General features: G+C 72.0%; 18 protein-coding genes. 13 read left to right on the forward strand and 5 right to left on the reverse strand.

All coding sequences use genetic code 11. The features are described 5' to 3' along the window. The first annotated feature begins 122 nt into the window (after positions 1–122). On the forward strand, positions 123–632 hold the full coding sequence (locus ACZ51D_RS27660) for a GNAT family N-acetyltransferase (RefSeq protein ID WP_465663776.1): 510 nt from the start codon (positions 123–125) through the stop codon (positions 630–632). Here the strand turns inward: ACZ51D_RS27660 and ACZ51D_RS27665 are convergent. Further along, positions 597–1,730: an IS630 family transposase gene (locus tag ACZ51D_RS27665; protein WP_465663777.1), complete on the reverse strand. Its 1,134-nt coding sequence runs from the start codon at positions 1,728–1,730 to the stop codon at positions 597–599. The genes ACZ51D_RS27660 and ACZ51D_RS27665 overlap by 36 nt on opposite strands. Before the next feature lie 191 nt (positions 1,731–1,921). On the opposite strand from ACZ51D_RS27665, the gene ACZ51D_RS27670 reads away from it, so the two are divergent. The 4 genes from ACZ51D_RS27670 (at position 1,922) to dnaE (ending at position 7,642) form a co-directional block, all read left to right on the forward strand. Beyond that, positions 1,922–2,284, forward strand: a complete 363-nt coding sequence (locus ACZ51D_RS27670; RefSeq protein WP_465663778.1) for an ATP-binding protein — start codon at positions 1,922–1,924, stop codon at positions 2,282–2,284. Between the two features lie 11 nt (positions 2,285–2,295). Continuing rightward, positions 2,296–2,529 carry a hypothetical protein gene (locus ACZ51D_RS27675; protein ID WP_360505420.1) on the forward strand — a complete coding sequence of 78 codons (234 nt, stop codon included), beginning with the start codon at positions 2,296–2,298 and terminating at the stop codon, positions 2,527–2,529. Positions 2,530–2,701: 172 nt separating this feature from the next. Then, on the forward strand, positions 2,702–3,979 hold the full coding sequence (locus ACZ51D_RS27680; protein WP_465663779.1) for a hypothetical protein: 1,278 nt from the start codon (positions 2,702–2,704) through the stop codon (positions 3,977–3,979). Between the two features lie 129 nt (positions 3,980–4,108). Next, entirely contained in the window at positions 4,109–7,642 is a 3,534-nt protein-coding gene (gene dnaE, locus ACZ51D_RS27685; protein ID WP_360505424.1) for a DNA polymerase III subunit alpha, read from the forward strand. 132 nt (positions 7,643–7,774) lie between these two features. Here the strand turns inward: dnaE and ACZ51D_RS27690 are convergent, their stop codons facing one another. Beyond that, positions 7,775–8,662: a LysR family transcriptional regulator gene (locus ACZ51D_RS27690; RefSeq protein ID WP_465663780.1), complete on the reverse strand. Its 888-nt coding sequence runs from the start codon at positions 8,660–8,662 to the stop codon at positions 7,775–7,777. 93 nt (positions 8,663–8,755) lie between these two features. Here ACZ51D_RS27690 and ACZ51D_RS27695 point away from each other — a divergent pair, with 93 nt between their 5' ends. The 6 genes from ACZ51D_RS27695 to ACZ51D_RS27720 all read left to right on the forward strand — a co-directional run bounded on the left by ACZ51D_RS27695 (position 8,756) and on the right by ACZ51D_RS27720 (position 15,200). Continuing rightward, positions 8,756–9,646, forward strand: a complete 891-nt coding sequence (locus ACZ51D_RS27695) for a dihydrodipicolinate synthase family protein (RefSeq protein WP_465663781.1) — start codon at positions 8,756–8,758, stop codon at positions 9,644–9,646. Between the two features lie 137 nt (positions 9,647–9,783). Further along, on the forward strand, positions 9,784–10,830 hold the full coding sequence (locus tag ACZ51D_RS27700) for an aspartate-semialdehyde dehydrogenase (RefSeq protein WP_465618304.1): 1,047 nt from the start codon (positions 9,784–9,786) through the stop codon (positions 10,828–10,830). A gap of 296 nt (positions 10,831–11,126) precedes the next feature. Continuing rightward, positions 11,127–12,473: an NYN domain-containing protein gene (locus ACZ51D_RS27705; RefSeq protein ID WP_465618306.1), complete on the forward strand. Its 1,347-nt coding sequence runs from the start codon at positions 11,127–11,129 to the stop codon at positions 12,471–12,473. A gap of 139 nt (positions 12,474–12,612) precedes the next feature. After that, entirely contained in the window at positions 12,613–13,611 is a 999-nt protein-coding gene (locus ACZ51D_RS27710) for an ABC transporter ATP-binding protein (RefSeq protein ID WP_465663782.1), read from the forward strand. Continuing rightward, complete coding sequence (locus ACZ51D_RS27715) at positions 13,608–14,417, forward strand: ABC transporter permease (RefSeq protein ID WP_396287777.1); 810 nt, start codon at positions 13,608–13,610, stop codon at positions 14,415–14,417. The genes ACZ51D_RS27710 and ACZ51D_RS27715 overlap by 4 nt, the downstream gene beginning before the upstream one ends. Positions 14,418–14,471: 54 nt before the next feature. Continuing rightward, positions 14,472–15,200 (forward strand): hypothetical protein, encoded by a 729-nt coding sequence (locus ACZ51D_RS27720; RefSeq protein WP_465618310.1) that lies wholly within the window; start codon positions 14,472–14,474, stop codon positions 15,198–15,200. Positions 15,201–15,359: 159 nt separating this feature from the next. Here the strand turns inward: ACZ51D_RS27720 and ybaK are convergent, their stop codons facing one another. The 3 genes from ybaK to ACZ51D_RS27735 are packed head-to-tail and all read right to left on the reverse strand — an operon-like array spanning position 15,360 to position 18,252. Then, positions 15,360–15,854, reverse strand: coding sequence for a Cys-tRNA(Pro) deacylase (ybaK, locus tag ACZ51D_RS27725; RefSeq protein ID WP_465618312.1), 495 nt, complete (start codon positions 15,852–15,854; stop codon positions 15,360–15,362). 38 nt (positions 15,855–15,892) lie between these two features. After that, positions 15,893–16,621, reverse strand: a complete 729-nt coding sequence (locus tag ACZ51D_RS27730; protein ID WP_360505440.1) for an LON peptidase substrate-binding domain-containing protein — start codon at positions 16,619–16,621, stop codon at positions 15,893–15,895. 50 nt (positions 16,622–16,671) lie between these two features. Next, complete coding sequence (locus ACZ51D_RS27735) at positions 16,672–18,252, reverse strand: oxidoreductase (protein ID WP_360505442.1); 1,581 nt, start codon at positions 18,250–18,252, stop codon at positions 16,672–16,674. A 90-nt stretch (positions 18,253–18,342) separates the two neighbouring features. Between ACZ51D_RS27735 and hisD the strand changes: the two genes are divergently transcribed. Then, positions 18,343–19,650, forward strand: a complete 1,308-nt coding sequence (gene hisD / locus ACZ51D_RS27740; protein WP_360505444.1) for a histidinol dehydrogenase — start codon at positions 18,343–18,345, stop codon at positions 19,648–19,650. Continuing rightward, complete coding sequence (locus ACZ51D_RS27745) at positions 19,647–20,798, forward strand: histidinol-phosphate transaminase (RefSeq protein WP_465618315.1); 1,152 nt, start codon at positions 19,647–19,649, stop codon at positions 20,796–20,798. Before hisD ends, ACZ51D_RS27745 begins: the two co-directional genes overlap by 4 nt. Positions 20,799–20,800: the final 2 nt, after the last annotated feature.

The raw sequence follows: 20,800 nt of genomic DNA on the forward strand, positions 1-20,800 counted from the left end.
ACGGATCGTCAGTAACGCCTGCTAGTGCCGCATCAGGCAACGTTTGCCCTGTTGATGGTGTGCCGTGGCGCCTGGGCAGGGGTGACACCGCTCAGGCGTCGGTGGTGTGGGAGGCTGGGCCGGTGCCTGTGACCCTCCACCCTCTGGACGCCGAACACTTCCCTGCCTGGCTCGAACGCAGTCGAGCCGAGTACGCCAAGGACCTCGTTGCTCTGGGGCAGACGTCCGAGGACGCCTACCGGCAGGCGGACGAGACCATGGCGCACTCCTTTCCGTCCGGGACACTGACCCCGGATCACGCGGTCTTTGACGTGGTCGACGATGCCGGGGTGAGCGTCGGCTACCTCTGGATCGGACCGGACAGGAGTGACGACGCCGGTGCCTGGTGGGTCTGGGACATCGTGATCGACGCCGACAAGCGTGGTCGGGGCCTCGGCCGAATGGCCATGCTCCTCGGCGAGGAATACGCCCGGGCGCGGGGCGCTCATACTCTGGGTCTCAGCGTCTTCGGGTTCAACACCGGAGCGCGTGGCCTTTACGAGTCGCTCGGCTACGAGACGACCTCGGTGAAGATGCGCAAGAAACTCGACCGAGCCTCAGGCGACGTTTGCCCTGCCGACGACGGCTCGTAGGCGCCGGTCGTCGGCGTGGCGGTTCCGCCAGATGATGTAGCGGCGGATCATGCTGCCCTGTTCCTTGTGGGTGGCGTGGTCGGTGCCGTCGAGGGTGAAATAGCGCAGGGCGGTGAACTGGGCCTCGATACGGTTGAGCCAGGAGGAGTTCGTCGGCGTGTAGGCGATTTCGACGTTGTTCGCGGTGGCCCAGTCGCCGACGCGCTGGCACTTCCTCGTGGTCAGGTGCGGGGAGAAGTTGTCACAGACGATCGCAATCCGTATCGACGGCGGGTAGAGGGTGCGCAGGTAGCGGCAGAACTCCAGGAACTGGGTGCGCTTCTTGACCGGCTTGATGTGGCCGTAGAGCTTGTCCTTGACCAGGTCCAGGGCGGCGAAGAGGTGGCGCACGCCGCCGTAGCGGTTGTAGGTGGCCCGGCGCCTGCGGCGTGGCTCACGGTCGGGGTCCTTGTGCTTGCCGCCGCGTTCGGCCCACTGCCGGCCGGGGTGCGGCATGAGGTTGAGCGGTCCGAACTCGTCCACGCAGAAGATGACTTCGGGCTCGCCCTCCTCGGGTATGACCTCGCCGTCGGCGATCGCGTAGAGGTGCTCAACCCTCGCCTTCTTGGCCGCGTAGTCGGGGTCGCGGGAGGTCTTCCAGGTCTTCAGCCGTTGAAAGGAGACGCCTTCCTCGCGGAGCAGGATGCGCAGGCCCTCGTGGCTGATGTCGTCGACCACCCCCTCGGCGACCAGGAAGTCCGCCAGCTTGGTCAGACTCCAGGTGGAGAAGGGCAGGTCGTGCTCGGCCGGCTTGGACTTCGCGATCTTCTTGATCTCACGCCGCTCGGGCAGCGTGAAGGTCTTCGATCGGCCGCCCGAGTACTTCGGATACAGCGAGCCGAAGCCGTCGGCGTTGAAGTTGTGGATCACATCCCGGACCCGGTCCGCGCTGGTGAACGACACCTCAGCAATCCTCGCCACTGGCATGCCCTGCGCGGACAGCAGGACCATCTGGGCCCGTCGCCAGGTCACCACCGATCCGCTGCCCCGGCGGATGATCCGCAGTAGTCGCCGGCCCTCGTCATCATTGATCTCGCGCACGCGAACTCGTTCCGCCACCCGCACATGGTGACCGCCGTCCGTCATCCGGCGAAGGACGCCGGGCGGCGCGTCACATCACAACAGGGCAAACGTTGCCTGATGCGGCACTAGCAAGCACCGCAGAGCACCCAGGCCCATCTGCCTGGCCTTGCTCACGGCGACATGTGTTCCGCCGGTTCTTCCCTCACTCACGCCTCGGGAGAAGTCCCATGCGTCACCTCAACACGCCCTCGATCGCCATCGCCCGTCAGTCCCTGCGCGACACCATGCAGCGCGTCGGGTGGGAGTCGTCCATCATCTTCGACGCGCAGCTCGCGCTCGTTGAGCTGCTCGTCAACGCGTGGCGGCACGGGGCCACGCCCGCGCCGATCGTCCAGATCATCTCCGCGAACCAGACCCTCCGCGTCTCCGTCACGGACGAGAGCCCGATCCCGCCCTCCCCGCAGGCGCCGGGCCTGTTCGCCGAATCGGGCCGGGGCCTCCAGCTGGTCGCCGGCCTCACGCACCGGTGGGGCGTGGACTCCCAGGAGCGTGGCAAGTCGGTCTGGTTCGAGCTGGACGGTGCCGCGTGAGGCGCCACCCCATGAAGCCGACCGATCCCCGGATCCGGCACTACACGGACGACCACATCCGCACCCTGCTGGCCGAAGTCCAGGAGCGCGGTAGGAAGTTCGGCCTGATCTGGCCGTCGGCCTGCACGGACAAGACCATCGAGGGCCGCGTCCTCGTCTGCTTCAACACCGCGCCCGCGTCGACCTTGCTCAACCTCCTCATGCTGCTCCTCGACGCCGAACGTGAGACCCCGTGCGATTCCTGATCGGGACGGCGTTCGCCGTCCTCCTCGCCCTCGCCTTCGCGACCGTCGCCCTGGGCGTCGTCACCGCCCTCCGCGCGACCCCGCCCGACGAGGACGCCTGACCGGCCAGCCCCTGCCGGCCCTCGCCAGCCCCCGCCGCCCGTGCGTCGGGGGCTGCGGCACGATAAGCCCCATGTCAGAGCAGAGAGACGACCTCTACGCGCCGCCGACCACCCTCCCGGGCCTCCTGCAGCGCGGCCGGGGGCAGGGTGCGCTGATCGCCGCCGAGGATCCGGTAGCCGCCGCCGACCTCGTGTACGGCTGCATCCGTTGGGAGTGGCGCTGGCACCGGCAGATCGACGACCGGGCGCTCTACCTCGCCCGACTGGTCCGGGACCTGGAGCTGCCGCTCGGGCCGATTGTCGAACTGCTGGCCGGGGACGAGTACGCCTGCGCGCGGGCCACCCAGGTGCTGGAGCGGCTGGCACTCGGCGGCTCGGACGAGGCCCGGGAGGCGCTGCGGGCGTACGTCCGGGACGGCGAGCACTGGGTGGACGTCCTGGAGTCGGTGGCCGGCCGTTGGCCGGTGGCGTGGTGGGACGACCTCGAGGACGTGGCGCGGGCACGCCTGGAGGCGGGCCAGGACGACCCGCAGCCGTGGGCGTTGCCGTGGCACCGCTGGGACCTGGCTGCCCCGAAGCGGGAGCGCCCGGCCGAAGCGCGGGAGCAGACGGCGGAGCTGGCGGAGATGGCCTCCCCGGAGCTGCTGGAGCTGCTCGCCGACCCGGGTGAGTCGTTCCTGCGGAAGGCGTTCACGTTGGGCCGGCTCATCCACCGTGAGCCGGAGCCCGGCCTGGTCCCGCTGGTGCCGCTGCTCGGGATGGCGAACGGCCGGTACGCCATGCCGTTTCTGCGCCGGGCGGTCGGGAAGCTCGGCCCGCTGGCCCGGCCGGCGGCGCGGGGCTGGGTCACCTCCGGGACGCCCTGGCTGGCGGGGCTCGGGCATGAGGCGCTGGCCCGGCACATCGAGGAACAGGACGTTCCGACCTTGCTCGCCGCTCTGGAGCGGGACTGGGTGGAGCAGGTCTGGTGCGGCCCGATGCACACCGCCCGGGGGCTGGCCCGGTCCGGCCCCGGGGCGGCGGACGCGACATCGCTGCTGCGCCGGTTCTGGCTCTGGACCCCGCACTCGTACGAGCGGCCCGGCTACCTCAGGGCGCTGGCCGCGATCGACCCCGCCGGACTGGACGGCGCGTACGTCGAGTCGCTCTGGGACTGCCAGTCCGATGCCCGGCTGTGGGCGGTCGAGCACGCTCCGGAACGGCCCGCTGTGACGGCCCGCCTCGCCTACCTCCGGGACGATCCGATGGAGGAGCCGGAGGTCAGAAATGCCGCCGCAGTGCGACTCGCCGGGCTGACCTCGGGGCCCCTCCCGCAAAGCGAGGAAGCGTTGGAAGGGAGGCTAGAGTAGACGCGTGAACGTGTGAGTGATGGTCCGGGCCCCGCGAGGCGCTCCGGGCCACATCCATTTCCAGGGCATCCCCTGTGACCTGCACGTTCGCCGGCCCACCAGACCAGCACGAGCCCCGGAGGCCCCGCCTTGAGCGACCAGCCGTTCGCGCATCTGCACGTCCACACCGAGTACTCGATGCTGGACGGTGCCGCCCGGCTGAAGCAGATGTTCAAGGAGGTCGAGCGCCTGGGCCAGACCCATGTCGCGATGACCGACCACGGCAACATGTACGGCGCCGCCGAGTTCCACCGGCAGGCCACCGACGCGGGCATCACCCCCGTCATCGGCATCGAGGCGTACGTCGCCCCCGAGTCCCGTTCCAACACCAAGCGCATCCTGTGGGGCCAGCCGCACCAGAAGCGGGACGACGTCTCCGCGTCCGGCGCGTACACCCACAAGACGATCTGGGCCCGGAACAAGGAGGGCCTGCACAACCTCTTCAAGCTGACCTCGCGCTCCTACGCCGAGGGCTGGCTGGTGAAGTGGCCCCGGATGGACAAGGAGCTGATCTCCGAGCTGTCCGGCGGCCTGATGGCCACCACCGGCTGCCCGTCCGGCGAGGTGCAGACCCGCCTGCGGCTCGGCCAGTTCGACGAGGCCGTGAAGTCCGCCGCCGACTACCAGGACATCTTCGGCAAGGAGAACTACTTCCTGGAGCTGATGGACCACGGCCTCGACATCGAGAAGCGGGTCCGCGACGGGCTGCTGGAGATCAGCAAGAAGCTGGACATCCCCCCGGTCGTCACCAACGACTCGCACTACACCACCGAGGCCGACGCCGGCGCGCACGACCTGCTGCTCTGCGTCCAGACCGGCAAGAACCTCTCCGACCCGGACCGCTTCCGCTTCGACGGCACCGGCTACTACATCAAGTCCGCCGCCGAGATGTACGCGCTGGACTCCTCGGACGCCTGGCAGGAGGGCTGCCGCAACAGCCAGCTCCTCGTCGCCTCCCGCGTCGACACCGAGGGCATGTTCAAGTTCAAGAACCTCATGCCCCGCTTCCCCATCCCGGAGGGCTTCGAGTCCGAGGCGGACTTCTTCAAGTCCAAGGTCTGGGAGGGCATGGACTGGCGCTTCCCGGGCGGGTACGACGAGGAGCACAAGAAGCTCGCCGAGTACGAGATGGACACCATCATCCAGATGGGGTTCCCGGCGTACTTCCTCGTCGTCGCCGACTTCATCATGTGGGCCAAGAGCCAGGGCATCGCGGTGGGCCCCGGCCGTGGCTCGGCGGCCGGCTCGTTGGTCGCGTACGCGATGGGCATCACCGACCTCGACCCCATCCCGCACGGCCTGATCTTCGAGCGCTTCCTCAACCCCGAGCGCATCTCCATGCCCGATGTCGACATCGACTTCGACGAGCGCCGGCGCGGCGACGTGATCCGCTACGTGACCGAGAAGTGGGGATCCGACAAGGTCGCCATGATCGTCACGTACGGCACCATCAAGGCCAAGGCCGCCATCAAGGACTCCTCGCGAGTCCTCGGCTACCCCTACGCGATGGGCGACCGCATCACCAAGGCGATGCCGCCGGACGTCATGGGCAAGGGCATCCCGCTCTCCGGCATCACGGACAGCAGCCACCCGCGCTACGGCGAGGCCGGCGAGATCCGCGGGCTCTACGAGAGCGACCCGGACGTCAAGAAGGTCATCGACACCGCGCGCGGCATCGAGGGCCTGATCCGCCAGCCCGGCGTGCACGCCGCCGGCGTCATCATGTCCGCCGAGCCGCTCACCGACCACATCCCGGTCTGGACCCGGCACACCGACGGCGTCACCATCACGCAGTTCGACTACCCCACCTGTGAAGGCCTCGGCCTCCTCAAGATGGACTTCCTCGGCCTGCGCAACCTGACGATCATGGACGACGCCGTCAAGGCGATCGAGCGCAACAAGGGCGAGAAGATCGAGCTGCTCAAGCTGCCGCTCGACGACAAGCCGACCTACGAACTCCTCGCCCGCGGCGACACCCTCGGCGTCTTCCAGCTCGACGGCGGCCCCATGCGCTCGCTGCTGCGCCTGATGAAGCCCGACAACTTCGAGGACATCTCCGCGGTCCTGGCGCTGTACCGCCCGGGCCCGATGGGCGTCAACTCCCACACCAACTACGCGCTGCGCAAGAACGGCCAGCAGGAGATCACCCCGATCCACCCGGAGCTGGAGAAGCCCCTGGAGGAGGTGCTCCGGCCGACGTACGGCCTGATCGTCTACCAGGAGCAGGTGCAGAAGGCCGCGCAGATCCTCGCCGGCTACTCGCTCGGCCAGGCGGACCTGCTGCGCCGGGCCATGGGCAAGAAGAAGAAGGAGATCCTGGAAGCGGAGTTCGTCCCCTTCCAGAAGGGCTGCCGCGAGCGCGGCTACTCCGACGCGGCCATCCAGGCCGTGTGGGACGTCCTCGTCCCCTTCTCCGGCTACGCGTTCAACAAAGCGCACACCGCCGGGTACGGGCTGGTCTCGTACTGGACGGCCTACCTCAAGGCCAACTACCCGGCCGAGTACATGTCCGGCCTGCTCACGTCCGTCAAGGACGACAAGGACAAGTCCGCGGTCTACCTCAACGAGTGCCGCAAGATGGGCATCCAGGTGCTCCCGCCGGACGTCAACGAGTCGGACTCGGACTTCACCCCGCACGGTGACACCCTCGTCCGGTTCGGCCTCACCGCCATCCGCAACGTCGGCGGGCCGGTCGTCGAGTCGATGATCCGGACCAGGAAGACCAAGGGGAAGTTCTCCTCCTTCCCCGACTTCCTGGACAAGGTGGAGTCGGTGGTCTGCAACAAGCGGACCGTCGAATCGCTCATCAAGGCCGGCGCCTTCGACTCGCTCGGGCACACCCGCAAGGGCCTCAGCGCCCAGTTCGAGCCGATGATCGACAACGTCGTCGGGGTGAAGCGCAAGGAGGCCGAGGGACAGTTCGACCTCTTCGGCGGCGACGCCACCGACGACGAACCGAGCTTCGGACTCGACGTCGTCTTCTCCGAGGAGGAGTGGGAGAAGTCCTTCCTGCTCGCCCAGGAACGCGAGATGCTCGGCCTGTACGTCTCCTCGCACCCGCTGCACGGCATCGAGCACGTCCTCTCCGACAAGGCGGACTGCGCGGTCGCCGACCTCGCCGAACGGCCGGACGGGACGATCGTCACCATCGGCGGCATCATCTCGGGCCTGCAGCGCAAGATGACCAAGCAGGGCAACGCCTGGGCCATCGCTACCGTCGAAGACCTGGCAGGCTCCATCGACTGCATGTTCTTCCCGGCGAGCTACCAGCTGGTCTCCTCCCAACTGGTCGAGGACGCCGTGGTGTTCGTGCGCGGCAAGCTCGACAAGCGGGAGGACGTGCCGCGGCTGATGGGCATGGAGCTGTCCGTCCCCGACCTGTCGAACGCGCACGCCGACGCGCCGATCACCATCAACATCCCCAGCGGGAAGATCACGCCGCCGCTGGTCGCCCGGCTCAGCGAGGTGCTGACCCACCACAAGGGCACGACCGAGGTCCGGGTGCGCCTGGAGAGCCGCACCAAGACCACGGTGCTGCGGCTCGACCGGCACCGGGTGAAGTCGGACCCGGCGCTGTTCGGTGACCTGAAGCAGCTGCTCGGGCCCAGCTGTCTGGCGGTGTGAGAAGTCTGCGTGCGCTACGGGCGGTTGACGCCTGAGCGCGGGTAGCGGCCGTCCGCCTCGCCCGGTTCCCCGCGACCCTTTCGGGCGCGGGGAACTTCTGTCGGGGGAGTCGGGGGAGAGGGGCAGGGGTTTTCAGGAACCGCTGCCGAGGCCCGGGGGTACCGCGGTGTGGAGGGCGGAGACGAAGGCGGAGACGGCCGGGTGGGAGCCGGCGCCGGCGCGGAAGGCGGCGCGGGTGCGGCGGTACATGGGGAGGCGGGTGAGGGTGACGCCGGGCGGGGGCTGGGCGGTGCCGAGGTGGGGGACGAGGGCCACGCCCTGACCGGCGGCGACCAGCGCGAGCACGGTGGTGAAGTCGTCGATCTGGTGGCGGATCCGGGGTGCGAAGCCGGCCGACTCGCAGGCGCGGACGGCCATGGTGTGGCAGAGGGTGCCGGGTGAGGACACGATCCACGGCGCGCCGCGCTGTTCGGCGATGGTGCCCGGGGTGCGGGCGGCCAGGTACATGGGTTCGGTGAAGACCGGGCGGGTCGCGGCGAGACCGGGTTCGGGGTCGGTGGGGACGAGGTCGTACTCGTGGACCAGGGCCACGTCCAGTTCGCCCGCGCGCAGGGCCGCGCCGACGGCCGCCGGGTCGACCTCGGTGACCATCGGCTCCAGTCCGGGGTGCCAGGCGGCCAGTTCGCCGAGCACCGCCGGGATGATCGCGCGGGCCGCCGACGGGTAGGTGCCGATCCGCAGCGGACCGGCCAATCCCCGCTTGGCGTGGGCGAGTTCGGCGCCCGCCTGCTCCAGGAGGGCGAGCACCGATTCGGCGTGCCGGACCAGGTTGCGTCCGGCCGGGGTGAGGGTGACCCGCCGGCCGGTGCGCTCCAGCAGCGGGACGCCCGCCTCCTTCTCCAGGACGGACAGCTGCTGGGAGACCGCCGACGGGCTGAAGGAGAGCGCCTCGGCGACGGCCGCGATGGTGCCGAGGTGGGCGAGTTCGCGCAGCAGGCGCAGGCGTCGGACGTCGAGCATCGGCTCAGCCTAGCCGAGCATCGGCTCAGCTTACGAGAAGCGTCGGAAATGTGAACTGGACCTGGGTGATCGGTGGGCCGCAGGATCGTGGGCATGGAACTCAAGGGCATCTACGTCCCCCTGATCACCCCCTTCGCCGCCGACGGCACCGTCGCGCTGGACGCGCTGGAGAAGCTCGCGCACGAGCTGCTCGACGCCGGTGCGGCCGGCCTGTGCGCGCTCGGCACCACCGGCGAGCCGGCCGCGCTGAGCGCCGAGGAGCGGGACGCGGTGGTGGACGTCGCCGCGGCCGCCTGCGCCGGGCGCGGGGCGCAGCTGATCGTCGGTGCGCACGGTGGGGACACCCGGGCCGTCGGCGAGTCGCTGGCCGCGCTCGGTGCGCGGGTGCCGAGCGCCGCGGCCGCGCTGGTCACCGTCCCGGCGTTCGTGCGGCCCGGCGAGGCGGGGACGGTCGCGCACTTCCGGGCGCTGGCCGCCGACAGCCCGCTGCCGCTGCTCGTCTACCAGATCCCGTACCGCACCGGGCAGCAGCTCTCCACCGCCGCGCTGCGCGAACTCGCCGCGATCGAGGGCGTGGTGGGCGTCAAGTACGCGACCGGCGGGCTGGACCAGACGGCGGCGGAGCTGCTCGCCGACACCCCCGAGGGGTTCGCGTTCCTCACCGGGGAGGACGCCTTCCTGCCGCCGATGCTGGCGCTCGGCGCGGCCGGGGGCATCCTCGCCGCCGCGCACCTGGCGACCGGCCGGTTCGTGGAGCTGGCGCAGGCCTGGCAGGCGGGGGACGTCGAGCGGGCGCGGGCGCTCGGGCACCGGCTGACCGGGCTGGCGCTGGCCGCGTTCACGGCGCCGAACCCGACGGTCACCAAGGGCGTGCTGCACGCCCAGGGGCGGATCCCGACCCCGGACGTACGGCTGCCGCTGCTGCCGGCCGACCGGGCCGAGGTGGAGGCCGCGTTGGCGCTGGTGAATGGTCTGGACCACTAGGGTCCGTCCGGCATCCTGTCCGGGATCCCGTCCGGGGAGCCTCTCAACCAGTGAAATGGCAGGTCGCCCGGCCCGCGTGACAAGGCATGATGGGCAGAGTGCGGCTGTGAACAGCACCATTCAGAGGAGTAGTCGGAATGAAGATCGGCATTGTCGGTGCCACCGGCCAGGTCGGCAGCGTGGTCCGCGAGATCCTGGCGGACCGGGCTGGTCGTGAAGGTGGACTGGGCCCGGTGGAGCAGCTGCGGCTGTTCGCCTCGGCCCGCTCGGCCGGGCGCACGCTGCCGTGGCAGGGCACCGAGGTCACCGTCGAGGACGCGGCCACGGCCGACTACACGGGCCTCGACATCGTGATCTTCTCCGCCGGCGGCGCCACCTCCAAGGCCCTCGCCCCGAAGGTCGCCGCGGCCGGTGCCGTCGTCATCGACAACTCCTCCGCCTGGCGCCGCGACCCCGAGGTCCCGCTGGTCGTCTCCGAGGTCAACCCCGAGGCCATCGCGGACCGCCCCAAGGGCATCATCGCCAACCCGAACTGCACCACCATGGCCGCCATGCCCGTGCTGCGCCCGCTGCACGCGGAGGCCGGCCTGGCCGCGCTGATCGTCTCCACCTACCAGGCCGTCTCCGGCAGCGGCGTCGCCGGCGTCGCCGAGCTGCAGGACCAGGCCGCCAAGGTCATCGACGGTGCCGCCGGGCTCGCCCACGACGGCGCCGCGGTCGAGTTCCCCGAGCCCAAGGTCTACAAGCGCCCGATCGCCTTCAACGTGCTGCCGCTGGCCGGCTCCATCGTCGACGACGGCTCCAACGAGACCGACGAGGAGCAGAAGCTCCGCCACGAGAGCCGCAAGATCCTCGGCATCCCGGAGCTGAAGGTCGCCGGCACCTGCGTGCGCGTCCCGGTCTTCTCCGGTCACTCCCTGCAGATCAACGCCCGCTTCGAGCGCCCGATCAGCCCCGAGCGCGCCGCCGAGCTGCTCGCCGCCGCCCCCGGCGTCGAGCTGTCCGACATCCCCACCCCGCTGCAGGCCGCGGGCAAGGACCCGAGCTACGTCGGGCGCATCCGGGCGGACGAGACCGTGGACAACGGCCTGTCGCTGTTCATCTCCAACGACAACCTGCGCAAGGGCGCCGCGCTCAACGCCGTCCAGCTGGCCGAGCTGGTCGCCGCCGAGCTCAAGGGCTGAGCGCCGGGGCTCGCCATGCCCAGGGCCCATGGGCCCGTACGCCGCCGCGTGACCTCGGGCGGGCTCCGTCGTTGAACGGGGCCCGCCTTCGCGTTTCTTTGCGTGCCGTTGGGGCGGCTGTTGCGGTACCGGGACATCCGGCAAGGTTCGGCAGGCGAACCCCGGGTAAAAGGTGACCCAACGATCGGGCGACGACGGGGGCCCCTCACCTCAGTACGCCCGGACGGAGGGCGGACCGCCCGCCCCCCGAACGCCCCACCCGACTGATTCCGAGGGCGAGCGAAAAGAGGTGCGCGATGGACCGCTGTGTCGTCCTGGTGGACGCCGGATATCTGCTGGGCGCCGCCGCCAGCCTGCTCGCGGGGGATCCGTCCCGGTCCAAAGTCACCGTGAACCACACGGCCCTCATCACCGCGCTGCGCGAGCGCGCCGAGGCCGAGACCGGGCTGCCGCTACTGCGCATCTACTGGTTCGACGCCGCGCCCGACCGGCGCCCGATGCCCGAGCACCGGCGGCTGCGCGTCCTGCCCCGGGTCACCGTACGGCTCGGAGCGCTCACCCGGGCCGAGGGGCGCTGGGTGCAGAAGGGCGTGGACGCCGCCATGCACGCCGAACTCTCCGAACTCGCCCGCAACCGGGCCTGCGCCGACGTCGTACTGATCACCGGGGACGGTGACCTGCTGCCCGGCATGATGACCGCCAAGGAGCACGGCGTCGCCGTCCACCTGTGGGCCCTGCAGGCCGCCGACGGCGACTTCAACCAGTCCGAGGACCTGGTCGGCGAAGCGGACGAGCGGCGGGTGCTGGACCGGGAGTGGATCGAGGGGTCGTTCTCGCTGCGGGACAACTCCAACCTCTTCCCGGCACCCGGGGCACGGCAGGAGATCACCAAGATCCTCGCCGCCCCGCCGGCCGCGCTGCCCAGCGTCGTGCCGGGCGTGGCGCCGGCGGCGGTCCGTCCGGCGGCCGTCGCCGAGGAGGGCGCTGCCTCCGCCGCCGCCAACGGGCGGCCGCAGTCCGCGGCCACCGCGCTCAAGGTCGTCCCCACGCCGAAGGACCTGGCCGGACGCGCCTCCTCCGTCACACCGATCACCCCGGTGGCGAACGGGCACGGGGCGGTCGGGTCCGGGACGGTCGGGGCCGGCGTCAACGGGCACGGCGCGAACGGGCACGGCCTGAACGGCCACGGTACGAACGGGCACGGCGCCGTCGCGCAGGCCGGACCGGTGCTGCGGTGGTCCTCCGACCGCGGCTGGGTCGACCGGCCCGCCCCGGAACCCGCCGTCACCGCCGGCGACAGCCTGCCCACCCTCGCCCAGCTCACCACCTCCGAACAGCGCTGGGCCGACCGCGAGGAGGACATCACCACCATCGGCGGCGACGCCCACGAAGTCGGGCAGGTCTTCGCCCGCCGCTGGAGCGACCGGATCGGCGACTCCGAACGGCTCACCGTGCTGTGGCCCGACTACCCGCGCATCCCCCACCGCGTCGACGGCGAACTGCTCCGCTACGCCGCCCGCTTCGGGCTGCTCGCGCACAAGGACGACCAGATCGACGAGCACGACCGCTACGCCATCCGGGCCGGGTTCTGGAAGGAACTGGCCGCACGGGTGCCGGGCGGGTCGATGGTCGTCGACGACTGAGTCGATGACGACCGGGTCGACGGCCGTCGGCGGCTGAGTCGGCTGAGGCGCACCGGGATGCGCGGTGTGACACCCGCCCCTCCCGGCGAACAGGCCCCCTTGTCCGGTTCGCCCGTATGAGCGCGTAGAGTCTTCGGTCGTGAGTGAGACGGCCGGGAGAGCCCCCGACGAAACCCCGCCGTGCATCGCCGTGCGCGACCTGGTCAGGACCTACCGCAGCGGACGCGGCGCGGCCGCCACCGAGATCCGGGCCAACGACGGCATCAGCCTCATCGTCCGGCAAGGCGAGATCTTCGGGCTGCTCGGGCCCAACGGCGCCGGGAAGTCGACGCTGGTCCGCCAGCTCACCGGACTGCTGCGCCCCGACTCCGGCACGGTCGAACTCCTCGGCCACGACATCGTGCGACACCCCGAGCGGGCCGCCCGGCTGCTCGGGTACCTCGGGCAGGAATCCACCGCGCTGGACGAGCTGACGGTCGCCCTCGCCGCCGAGACGACCGGGCGGCTGCGCGGGCTCGGCCGGGCGCAGGCCCGGAGCACGGCCGCCGACGTCCTGGACGAACTCGGGCTGACGGCCATCGCCGCCCGCCCGCTCGCCAAGCTGTCCGGCGGGCAGCGGCGGCTCGCCTGCTTCGCGGCCACCCTGGTCGGGGACCGGCCGCTGCTCGTCCTCGACGAACCGACCACCGGCATGGACCCCGTCGCCCGGCGGGCCGTGTGGAGCGCCGTCGACCGGCGGCGCGCCGAACACGGCACGACCGTGCTGCTGGTCACCCACAACGTGATCGAGGCGGAGACCGTGCTCGACCGGGTCGCCGTGGTGGACGAGGGCCGGGTGATCGCCTGCGACACGCCCGGCGGGCTCAAGGCGCTCGTGGACGGCGACGTCCGGCTCGACCTGGTCTGGCGCGACGAGGCACCCATCGGTGTGCCCGCCGTCGCCGCGCTGCGCGAACGCGCCGAGTGCACCGGGCGCCGCTGGACCGTCCGCACCACCCCCGACCAGGCCCGCGAACTGGTCGCCGCCGTCACCACCGGCCCGGCCTTCGCCGCGCTCGACGACTTCACCCTCGCCACCCCGAGCCTCGAGGACGCCTACCTCAAGCTGGGCGGCCGCCACGGAGGACTGGCCAAGTGACCCTGCTCTCGGCGCCACCGCGAACCGACCGGACCTCGGCCGGACCTGCCCCGCTCGCCCCCGCGGCCCGGCTGCTGCCGGCTCTCGCCGCCGTGTACCGGGCGCAGCTCGCCCGGGCGCGGGTCGCGCGGATCCCGCTGCTGTTCGTCGCCACCTTCCAGTCCGTCGGCATCCTGGTGATGATGCGCGGCGTCGTGGACGCCGGGCAGTCCTCGGCGGCACGGTCGGTGGTCGCCGGGTCGAGCGTGCTGGTGGTGGCGTTCGTCGCGCTGAACCTGCTCGCCCAGTACTTCGGGAAGCTGCGGGCCACCGGCGGCCTCGACCACTACGCGACGCTGCCGGTGCCGGCGGCCTCGGTGGTGCTCGGGGCGGCCGCCGCGTACGCCTCCTTCACCCTGCCCGGGACGGTCGCCACCGCGGCCGTCGGGGCGGTCATGTTCGGACTGCCGCTCGGACAGCTGTGGGTGCTGCTGGCGGTCGTCCCGCTCGCCGGGGCCGCGCTGTCCGGGCTGGGTGCGGCCTGCGGGCTGCTCGCGCCCCGGCAGGAGATCGCGACCATGCTCGGGCAGCTCGGCATGTCCGCCGCTCTGCTGCTCGGCGTGCTGCCGGTCGACCACCTGCCGCAGCCGGTGCTGTGGCTGCGGGACCTGCTGCCGTCCACGTACGGGGTGGAGGCCTTCGCGCGGACCTTCACACCCGACCCGGACTGGGCGATGGTGCTCGCGGACCTGGGGGTGTGCGCCGGGGTGGGCGTGGTGTCGCTGGGCGTGGCCACGTGGGCGTACCGGCGGGCCGTCGCGCGGTAAGGGCCGAACGGGTGGTGGGGTCGTTCCGAGGGGCGGCGTGAAACGATGGGGCCTGTGACCGTACCGAACACACCTCCGGATCCCGCCCACACCGATGTGCAGGCGGCGCCGGAAGACGCCGTGCCCGACGCCGTGCCCGACCCGTACGCGCCCCCGCAGGGGCTTGCGCCCGTCGCGTCCGACGCTCACGGGCCTTCGCTGGTGCAGCGGCTGCTGCCGGAGGTGCGGGTCTGGGCAGGGGTCGTCGTCGCCTGCCTGGTGGCCGGGCTGGTGATGGCCGCCCTGTGGGCGTGGCTGGCACCGAAGGTGCCGCTGGTCGTGGACGGCGACCGGATCCTCTACGTGGACCCCGAGGGCGAGCAGCGGGCCGGGGCCGACGCGGTGTTCGTGATCATCGCCTTGGGCGCCGGCATCCTGACCGCGCTCGGCGCCTTCCTGGTCACCCGGCGACGCGGCGGCGGCATCGCGGTCGCGCTGGGACTGACCGTCGGCGGACTGCTCGGGGCACTGGGGGCCTGGCGGATCGGCCGGTGGCTCGGGCCGACCAAGGACCTGATCGGCGAGGCCCGGCGGGTCGGGAACGGCGGGCACTTCGACGCGAACATCGACCTGGGGGCGATGGGCGCGCTGCTGGTGTGGCCGATGACGGCGATGGTGGTGCTGCTCGCGCTGTCGGCGGCGTTCGGCAAGCGGGAGGAGGACCCGCCGCCGTACTGGGGGGCGCCGGTCGCTCCCCCGGCGGCTCCGCCCACGCTTCCGGTGGGGCCGGAGGACCGGGGCTGAGGTTCGGCGGTCCGAGGTCCGAGGTCCGAGGTCCGAGGTCCGAGGTTCGCGGTTCGCGGTGTGGTGGCAGGGCGGAGGGTCGGTGGTCCGGGGACGGGCCGCGGCCTTCCGCCCTGCGGCGTTTCCGGTGGGGGCTCGGTGGGCGCGGGCTCAGCGGGCTCAGCGGGCGATGGGGGCGGTGAGGGCCCGGGTGAGGGCGATGAGGTCGGCGGGGGCGAGTTCCACTTCCAGGCCCCGGCGGCCCGCCGAGACGTAGACGGTGGGGTGGGTGAGGGCGCTGGCGTCGACGACGGTGCGCAGGGGGCGGCGCTGGCCCAGCGGGGAGATGCCGCCGAGGACGTAGCCGCTGCTGCGTTCGGCGGCCGCGGGGTCGGCCATGGTGGCGCGCTTGCCGCCGACGGCCGAGGCCAGGGCCTTGAGGTCGAGCTGGCCGGCGACGGGGACCACGCCGACGGTGAGGGTGCCGTCCACGTCGGCCACCAGGGTCTTGAAGACGCGCTCGGCGGCCACGCCGAGGACCTCCGCCGCCTCGCCGCCGTAGGAGGCGGCGGCGGGGTCGTGGTCGTAGGCGTGCACGGTGAACGGGACGGCGGCGGATTCCAGGGCGACGGTGGCCGGGGTGCCCTGGCCGCCCTTCTTGGTCTTCTTGGCCATGCGAGGGGTCCTGGGCTCCTGGGTTCCTGGTTCCTGGGTCAGTTGGGGCTGAAGGACTGGCGGGTGAGGTCGACGGCGGGCAGCGAGGGCAGCCAGGTGAGGACGGCGGTCTCGCGGCGCAGCAGGTCGAGTTCGGTGCGCAGGCGCTGGGCGGTGTCCGGGCAGGCGAGCAGCTGCTGCTTGACCGGGGTCTCGAACACCGAGGCGGCGGCGACCAGGTAGGAGAGCACCTGCGGGTCGTCGGGGAGGTCCTGGCGGCCGACGGTGCTGGCCTCGCGGGCGCCGGCGAGGCGCTTCTGGTAGACCCGGAAGGCCCGCTCGACCTCGGCGGCCAGCGCGCCGGAGCCCTCGCCGGGGCGTTCCTCGATCGGCTCGATCTCGCCGGTCAGGTACGGACCGGAGACGTCCACCGAGCGGAGCCGGAACCGGGTGGTGCCGGTGACCAGGAGCTCGTAGCGGCCGTCGGGCTGGTGCTCGGCGGAGGCGACGTCGGCGACGCAGCCGACCGGGAAGACCGCCTCGAGCGGGTCCCCGGTGAACGTGCCGAGGCCGTCGAGCGGTCCGGCCGGGCCTTCCTCGGGCCGGACCGGGGCGACCTCGCGGCCGTCCTTGATCGCGAGCACGCCGAAGCGCCGGGGGGCGTCCTCGGGCTGTTCGAGCAGGTCGGCGACGAGACGGCGGTAGCGCTCCTCGAAGACGTTCAGGGGCAGCACCAGGCCCGGGTAGAGCACGGTGTTCAGCGGGAAGAGCGGAAGCCGTTCTGTCACGGCGGACAGCGTAGTTCCCCGGACGGGGGCCTTGTCGCGCGGTTGAGGGCTCACCCGCGCTGAAGCATCCGGGTGGCGCCCGCGACGACGGTGGAGGCGAGCAGCCAGCCGATGACCACGAGTGCGGCGGAGATCCACTGGGCGAGGCCGCCCGGGTTCCAGCCGCCCTGGTTGAGATCGACGATCGGCAGCAGCTGGTTGAGGGTGTAGAGCACCGGGTTCCAGTGCGGCCGTTCGTCGGCCTTGAGCGGCTCCAGCGGGTGGGTGGCGAACCAGAGGCTGCCGAGGACCCAGGCGAGCAGCAGCCACAGGCCCGCCCTGCCGGGGCGGTAGCCGTAGCCGACGGTGGCGTCCTGGACGGCGCCCCAGACCCGGGCGGGCAGCGGCAGGGTCCGGCGGCGCCGGCGCTGCTTGGCGTACAGCACCTCGCGGGCGTCGTCGTCGGCCCCGTCGCGGCGCAGGGCGGCGGCCAGCTGCTCGTAGGACTCCGGCTGGAACTCGACCGAGGAGCCCTCCAGCCACTCGATCCGCTCCTGGATGCCGAAGGCCCTCAGCGGGCGCAGGTTCTCGTAGACGAAGCCGGTCAGGCCCAGGTGCTTGCCGAGCGGCCAGGCCTCGGGGATGTCGACCAGGTTGCCGACCCGGGCGCGGGAGAGCGAGACCGTGCCGGTGGGGCGGAACTTGCAGGTGAAGCGGAGCTCGGGGGTGTGGATGCGGCGCAGGGAGAGTTCGTCGTCACCCTCCAGGTGGAATTCGCCGGAGATCAGGCAGGCGCCGTCGAAGCGGCTGTCGGACAGCCGGACCCGGCCGAAGGCGCGGAAGGGGGTGACGGGGCCGTCGGGCGGCGGGTTCGCGCCGTAGCCGGACCCGTAGTAGCCGCGGGAGCCCGCCCAGCCGCGGTCGGCGGAGCCGGTCAGGTAGAGGGTGTGGCCGACGGTGACCCGGACGGCGTTGAGGCAGGTGTTGTTGTGCTGCCGGTCGGCGTGCAGCTGGGCGCCGCGCAGCGAGAGCCGGCCGCCTATCCGGGCGGTTCGTATGCTCAACTCGCCCTGGGTGTGCAGGCGTTCGGCCTCGAAGTCCTGGTTGACGCTGATCCCGTCGGCGGAGACGGCACGGCCGTAGCGGTCGCCGCCGACGACGGCCTGGTTGAGCAGCAGGTCGGTGCCGATCCTGGCGTCGGTGAGCCGGATGCCGTCGGGGAGGCGGCAGCGGGCGAGGTGGAGGTCGCCGGTGGTGGAGAGTCGGGAGGCCTCCAGGCGGGGGATCAGGCAGTTCACGAAGCGCAGCGTGGACACCGCCGCCTCGGAGATGAGGATCTTGTGCTCGAAGCGGCAGTCGTGCAGCTCGACGTAGTGGCCGATGGCGGCGCCGGCCAGGTTGAGCGCGCCGGTGACCAGCGCGCCGCTGAGGCGCAGCGAGGCGACGCGCCCGGGCGCGGGCTCCGGACCGACCAGCAGCAGGTGGGCGAGTACCTCGGCGCGGACGGTGCGCCGAGCGTCCCAGACGGCGTCGCCGAAGGGGTCGTCGGTGTCGGCTCCGCCACTGCGGAGGTCGAGGATCTCCCCCTGGTGGTAGGCCTCCCAGAGCTGCCGCTCGGTATCGGTCCAGCCCTCTGGAGCGCGCTCCACCATGGTTTCCCCCGTCCCCCGGTCGTCTCGCCTTTCGTATCACGGACTGAAATGCGGGACCAGCGGTTCCGGCCACTCCTTACACTGGGTGGCGTGATCTCTCGAATCGACCTCCGCGGCTCGCTCGACGACCCGCGTGACCTGCTGCCCCGTGCCGACTTCGACGTCGCGGCCGCCCTGGAGAAGGTGCGACCGATCGCCGAGGACGTCCACCATCGCGGGGTCGCGGCGCTGATCGAGATCACCGAGCGCTTCGACGGCGTCCGCCTGGAGTCCACCCGGGTCCCGGCCGAGCAGCTGACCGAGGCCCTGGAGACGCTGGACCCGCAGGTACGCGCCGCGCTGGAGGAGTCGATCCGCCGGGCCCGCGCCGTGCACGCCGACCAGCGCCGCACCGGGCACACCACCCAGGTGGTGCCGGGCGGCACGGTCACCCAGCGCTGGGTGCCGGTCGAGCGGGTCGGCCTGTACGTGCCCGGCGGGCTCGCGGTCTACCCGTCCTCCGTGGTGATGAACGTGGTGCCGGCCCAGGAAGCGGGCGTCCGGGGCATCGCGGTCACCTCCCCGCCGCAGAAGGCCTTCGGCGGCCGCGTCCACCCGACGATCCTGGCGGCCTGCGCGCTGCTCGGCGTCGACGAGGTCTACTCCGTCGGCGGCGCCCAGGCCGTCGCGATGTTCGCCCTCGGCACCGAGGAGTGCGAGCCGGTGAACATGGTCACCGGCCCGGGCAACATCTACGTGGCCGCCGCCAAGCGCTACTTCGCCGGCCGGATCGGCATCGACTCCGAGGCCGGACCGACCGAGATCGCCGTCCTCGCCGACGACAGCGCGCTGCCCTCCGACGTCGCCGCCGACCTGATCAGCCAGGCCGAGCACGGCCCCACCTCCGGCTCGGTGCTGGTCACCGACTCTCCGGCGCTGGCCGACGCCGTCGAGGCCGAACTGACCGTGCAGGTCGCCAAGACCAAGCACAGCGAGCGCGTCGCCGAGGCGCTGGGCGGCAAGCAGTCCGGCATCATCCTGGTCGACGACCTCACCCAGGGCCTCGCCGTCGTCAACGCGTACGCGGCCGAGCACCTGGAGATCCAGACCCGCGACCCGCACGCGGTGGCCGCCCGGGTCGTCAACGCGGGCGCGATCTTCATCGGCCGCTGGACCCCGGTCTCGCTGGGCGACTACGCGGCCGGCTCCAACCACGTGCTGCCCACCGGCGGCTGCGCCTGCCACTCCTCCGGGCTGTCGGTGCAGACCTTCCTGCGCGGCGTCCAGGTGGTCGAGTACGACCGCGACGCGCTGGCGGACGTCGCCGCGCACGTGGTCACCCTGGCGAACGCCGAGGACCTCCCCGGGCACGGGGACGCCATCAAGGCTCGATTCGACTGGACGGTGCCGGGCTCGTGACCGCTATTGACGATCTTCCGATCCGGGACGAGCTGCGCGGCCAGTCCCCGTACGGCGCACCGCAGTTGGACGTACCCGTCCAGCTGAACACCAACGAGAACCCGTACCGGCTGCCCGAGGAGCTGGTGGCCCGGATCGCCGAGCGCGTCGCCGAGGCCGCCCGCAACCTCAACCGCTACCCCGACCGGGACGCGGTCGAGCTGCGCGAGGGCCTCGCCGGGTACCTCGGGCGGACCACCGGCTTCCCGGTCGTGCGCGAGCAGGTGTGGGCCGCCAACGGCTCCAACGAGGTCCTCCAGCAGCTGCTGCAGGCCTTCGGCGGCCCCGGCCGCAGCGCACTCGGCTTCGAGCCCTCGTACTCGATGCACGCGCTGATCTCCCGGGGCACCGGCACCGCCTGGATCTCCGGCCCGCGCAACGACGACTTCACCATCGACCTCCACGCCGCGCTCGCCGCGATCGCCGAGCACCGGCCCAACGTGGTCTTCATCTGCTCGCCGAACAACCCGACCGGCACCGCCGTCGAAGCCGACACCGTGCTGCGGCTGTACGAGGCCGCGCAGGCCGCCCGGCCCAGCCTGGTCGTCGTGGACGAGGCGTACGTCGAGTTCTCGCACCGCGCCTCGCTGCTCTCGCTGATCGAGGGCCGCCCCAACCTGGTGGTCACCCGCACCATGTCCAAGGCCTTCGGCGCGGCCGGGCTGCGCCTGGGCTACCTGGCCGCCGACCGGGCGGTCGTCGACGCCGTCCAGCTGGTCCGCCTGCCGTACCACCTGTCCGCCGTCACCCAGGCCACCGCGCTGGCCTGCCTGGAGCACACCGACACCCTGCTCGGGTACGTCGGCCGGCTCAAGGAGCAGCGCGACCGGCTGGTCGACGCGCTGCGGGCGATGGGCCTGGAGGTGACCGACTCGGACGCCAACTTCGTCCAGTTCGGCCGCTTCGCCGACACCCACGCCGTCTGGCAGGCCATCCTCGACCAGGGCGTCCTGGTCCGCGACAACGGCGTGCCCGGGTGGCTGCGCGTCACCGCCGGCACCCCCGCCGAGAACGACGCCTTCCTGGACGCCGTCCGCACCGCCCTCCCGTCTCCCACCCCCACCCTTGATCGAGCACGCTCCGCGCGCGCTGCCAGTCAGGAGCTGTAACC

It is taken from the genome of Kitasatospora sp. NPDC033851 (assembly GCF_055576085.1).

Excerpts from the sequence above, each read along its gene's own strand:
- ACZ51D_RS27670 (WP_465663778.1), top strand. The coding sequence starts at position 1,922 with ATGCGTCACCTCAACACGCCCTCGATCGCCATCGCCCGTCAGTCCCTG.
- ACZ51D_RS27735 (WP_360505442.1), bottom strand. The coding sequence starts at position 18,252 with ATGGTGGAGCGCGCTCCAGAGGGCTGGACCGATACCGAGCGGCAGCTC.
- ybaK (WP_465618312.1), bottom strand. The coding sequence starts at position 15,854 with ATGGCCAAGAAGACCAAGAAGGGCGGCCAGGGCACCCCGGCCACCGTC.
- ACZ51D_RS27680 (WP_465663779.1), top strand. The coding sequence starts at position 2,702 with ATGTCAGAGCAGAGAGACGACCTCTACGCGCCGCCGACCACCCTCCCG.
- ACZ51D_RS27705 (WP_465618306.1), top strand. The coding sequence starts at position 11,127 with ATGGACCGCTGTGTCGTCCTGGTGGACGCCGGATATCTGCTGGGCGCC.
- ACZ51D_RS27700 (WP_465618304.1), top strand. The coding sequence starts at position 9,784 with ATGAAGATCGGCATTGTCGGTGCCACCGGCCAGGTCGGCAGCGTGGTC.
- ACZ51D_RS27695 (WP_465663781.1), top strand. The coding sequence starts at position 8,756 with ATGGAACTCAAGGGCATCTACGTCCCCCTGATCACCCCCTTCGCCGCC.
- ACZ51D_RS27690 (WP_465663780.1), bottom strand. The coding sequence starts at position 8,662 with ATGCTCGACGTCCGACGCCTGCGCCTGCTGCGCGAACTCGCCCACCTC.
- ACZ51D_RS27675 (WP_360505420.1), top strand. The coding sequence starts at position 2,296 with ATGAAGCCGACCGATCCCCGGATCCGGCACTACACGGACGACCACATC.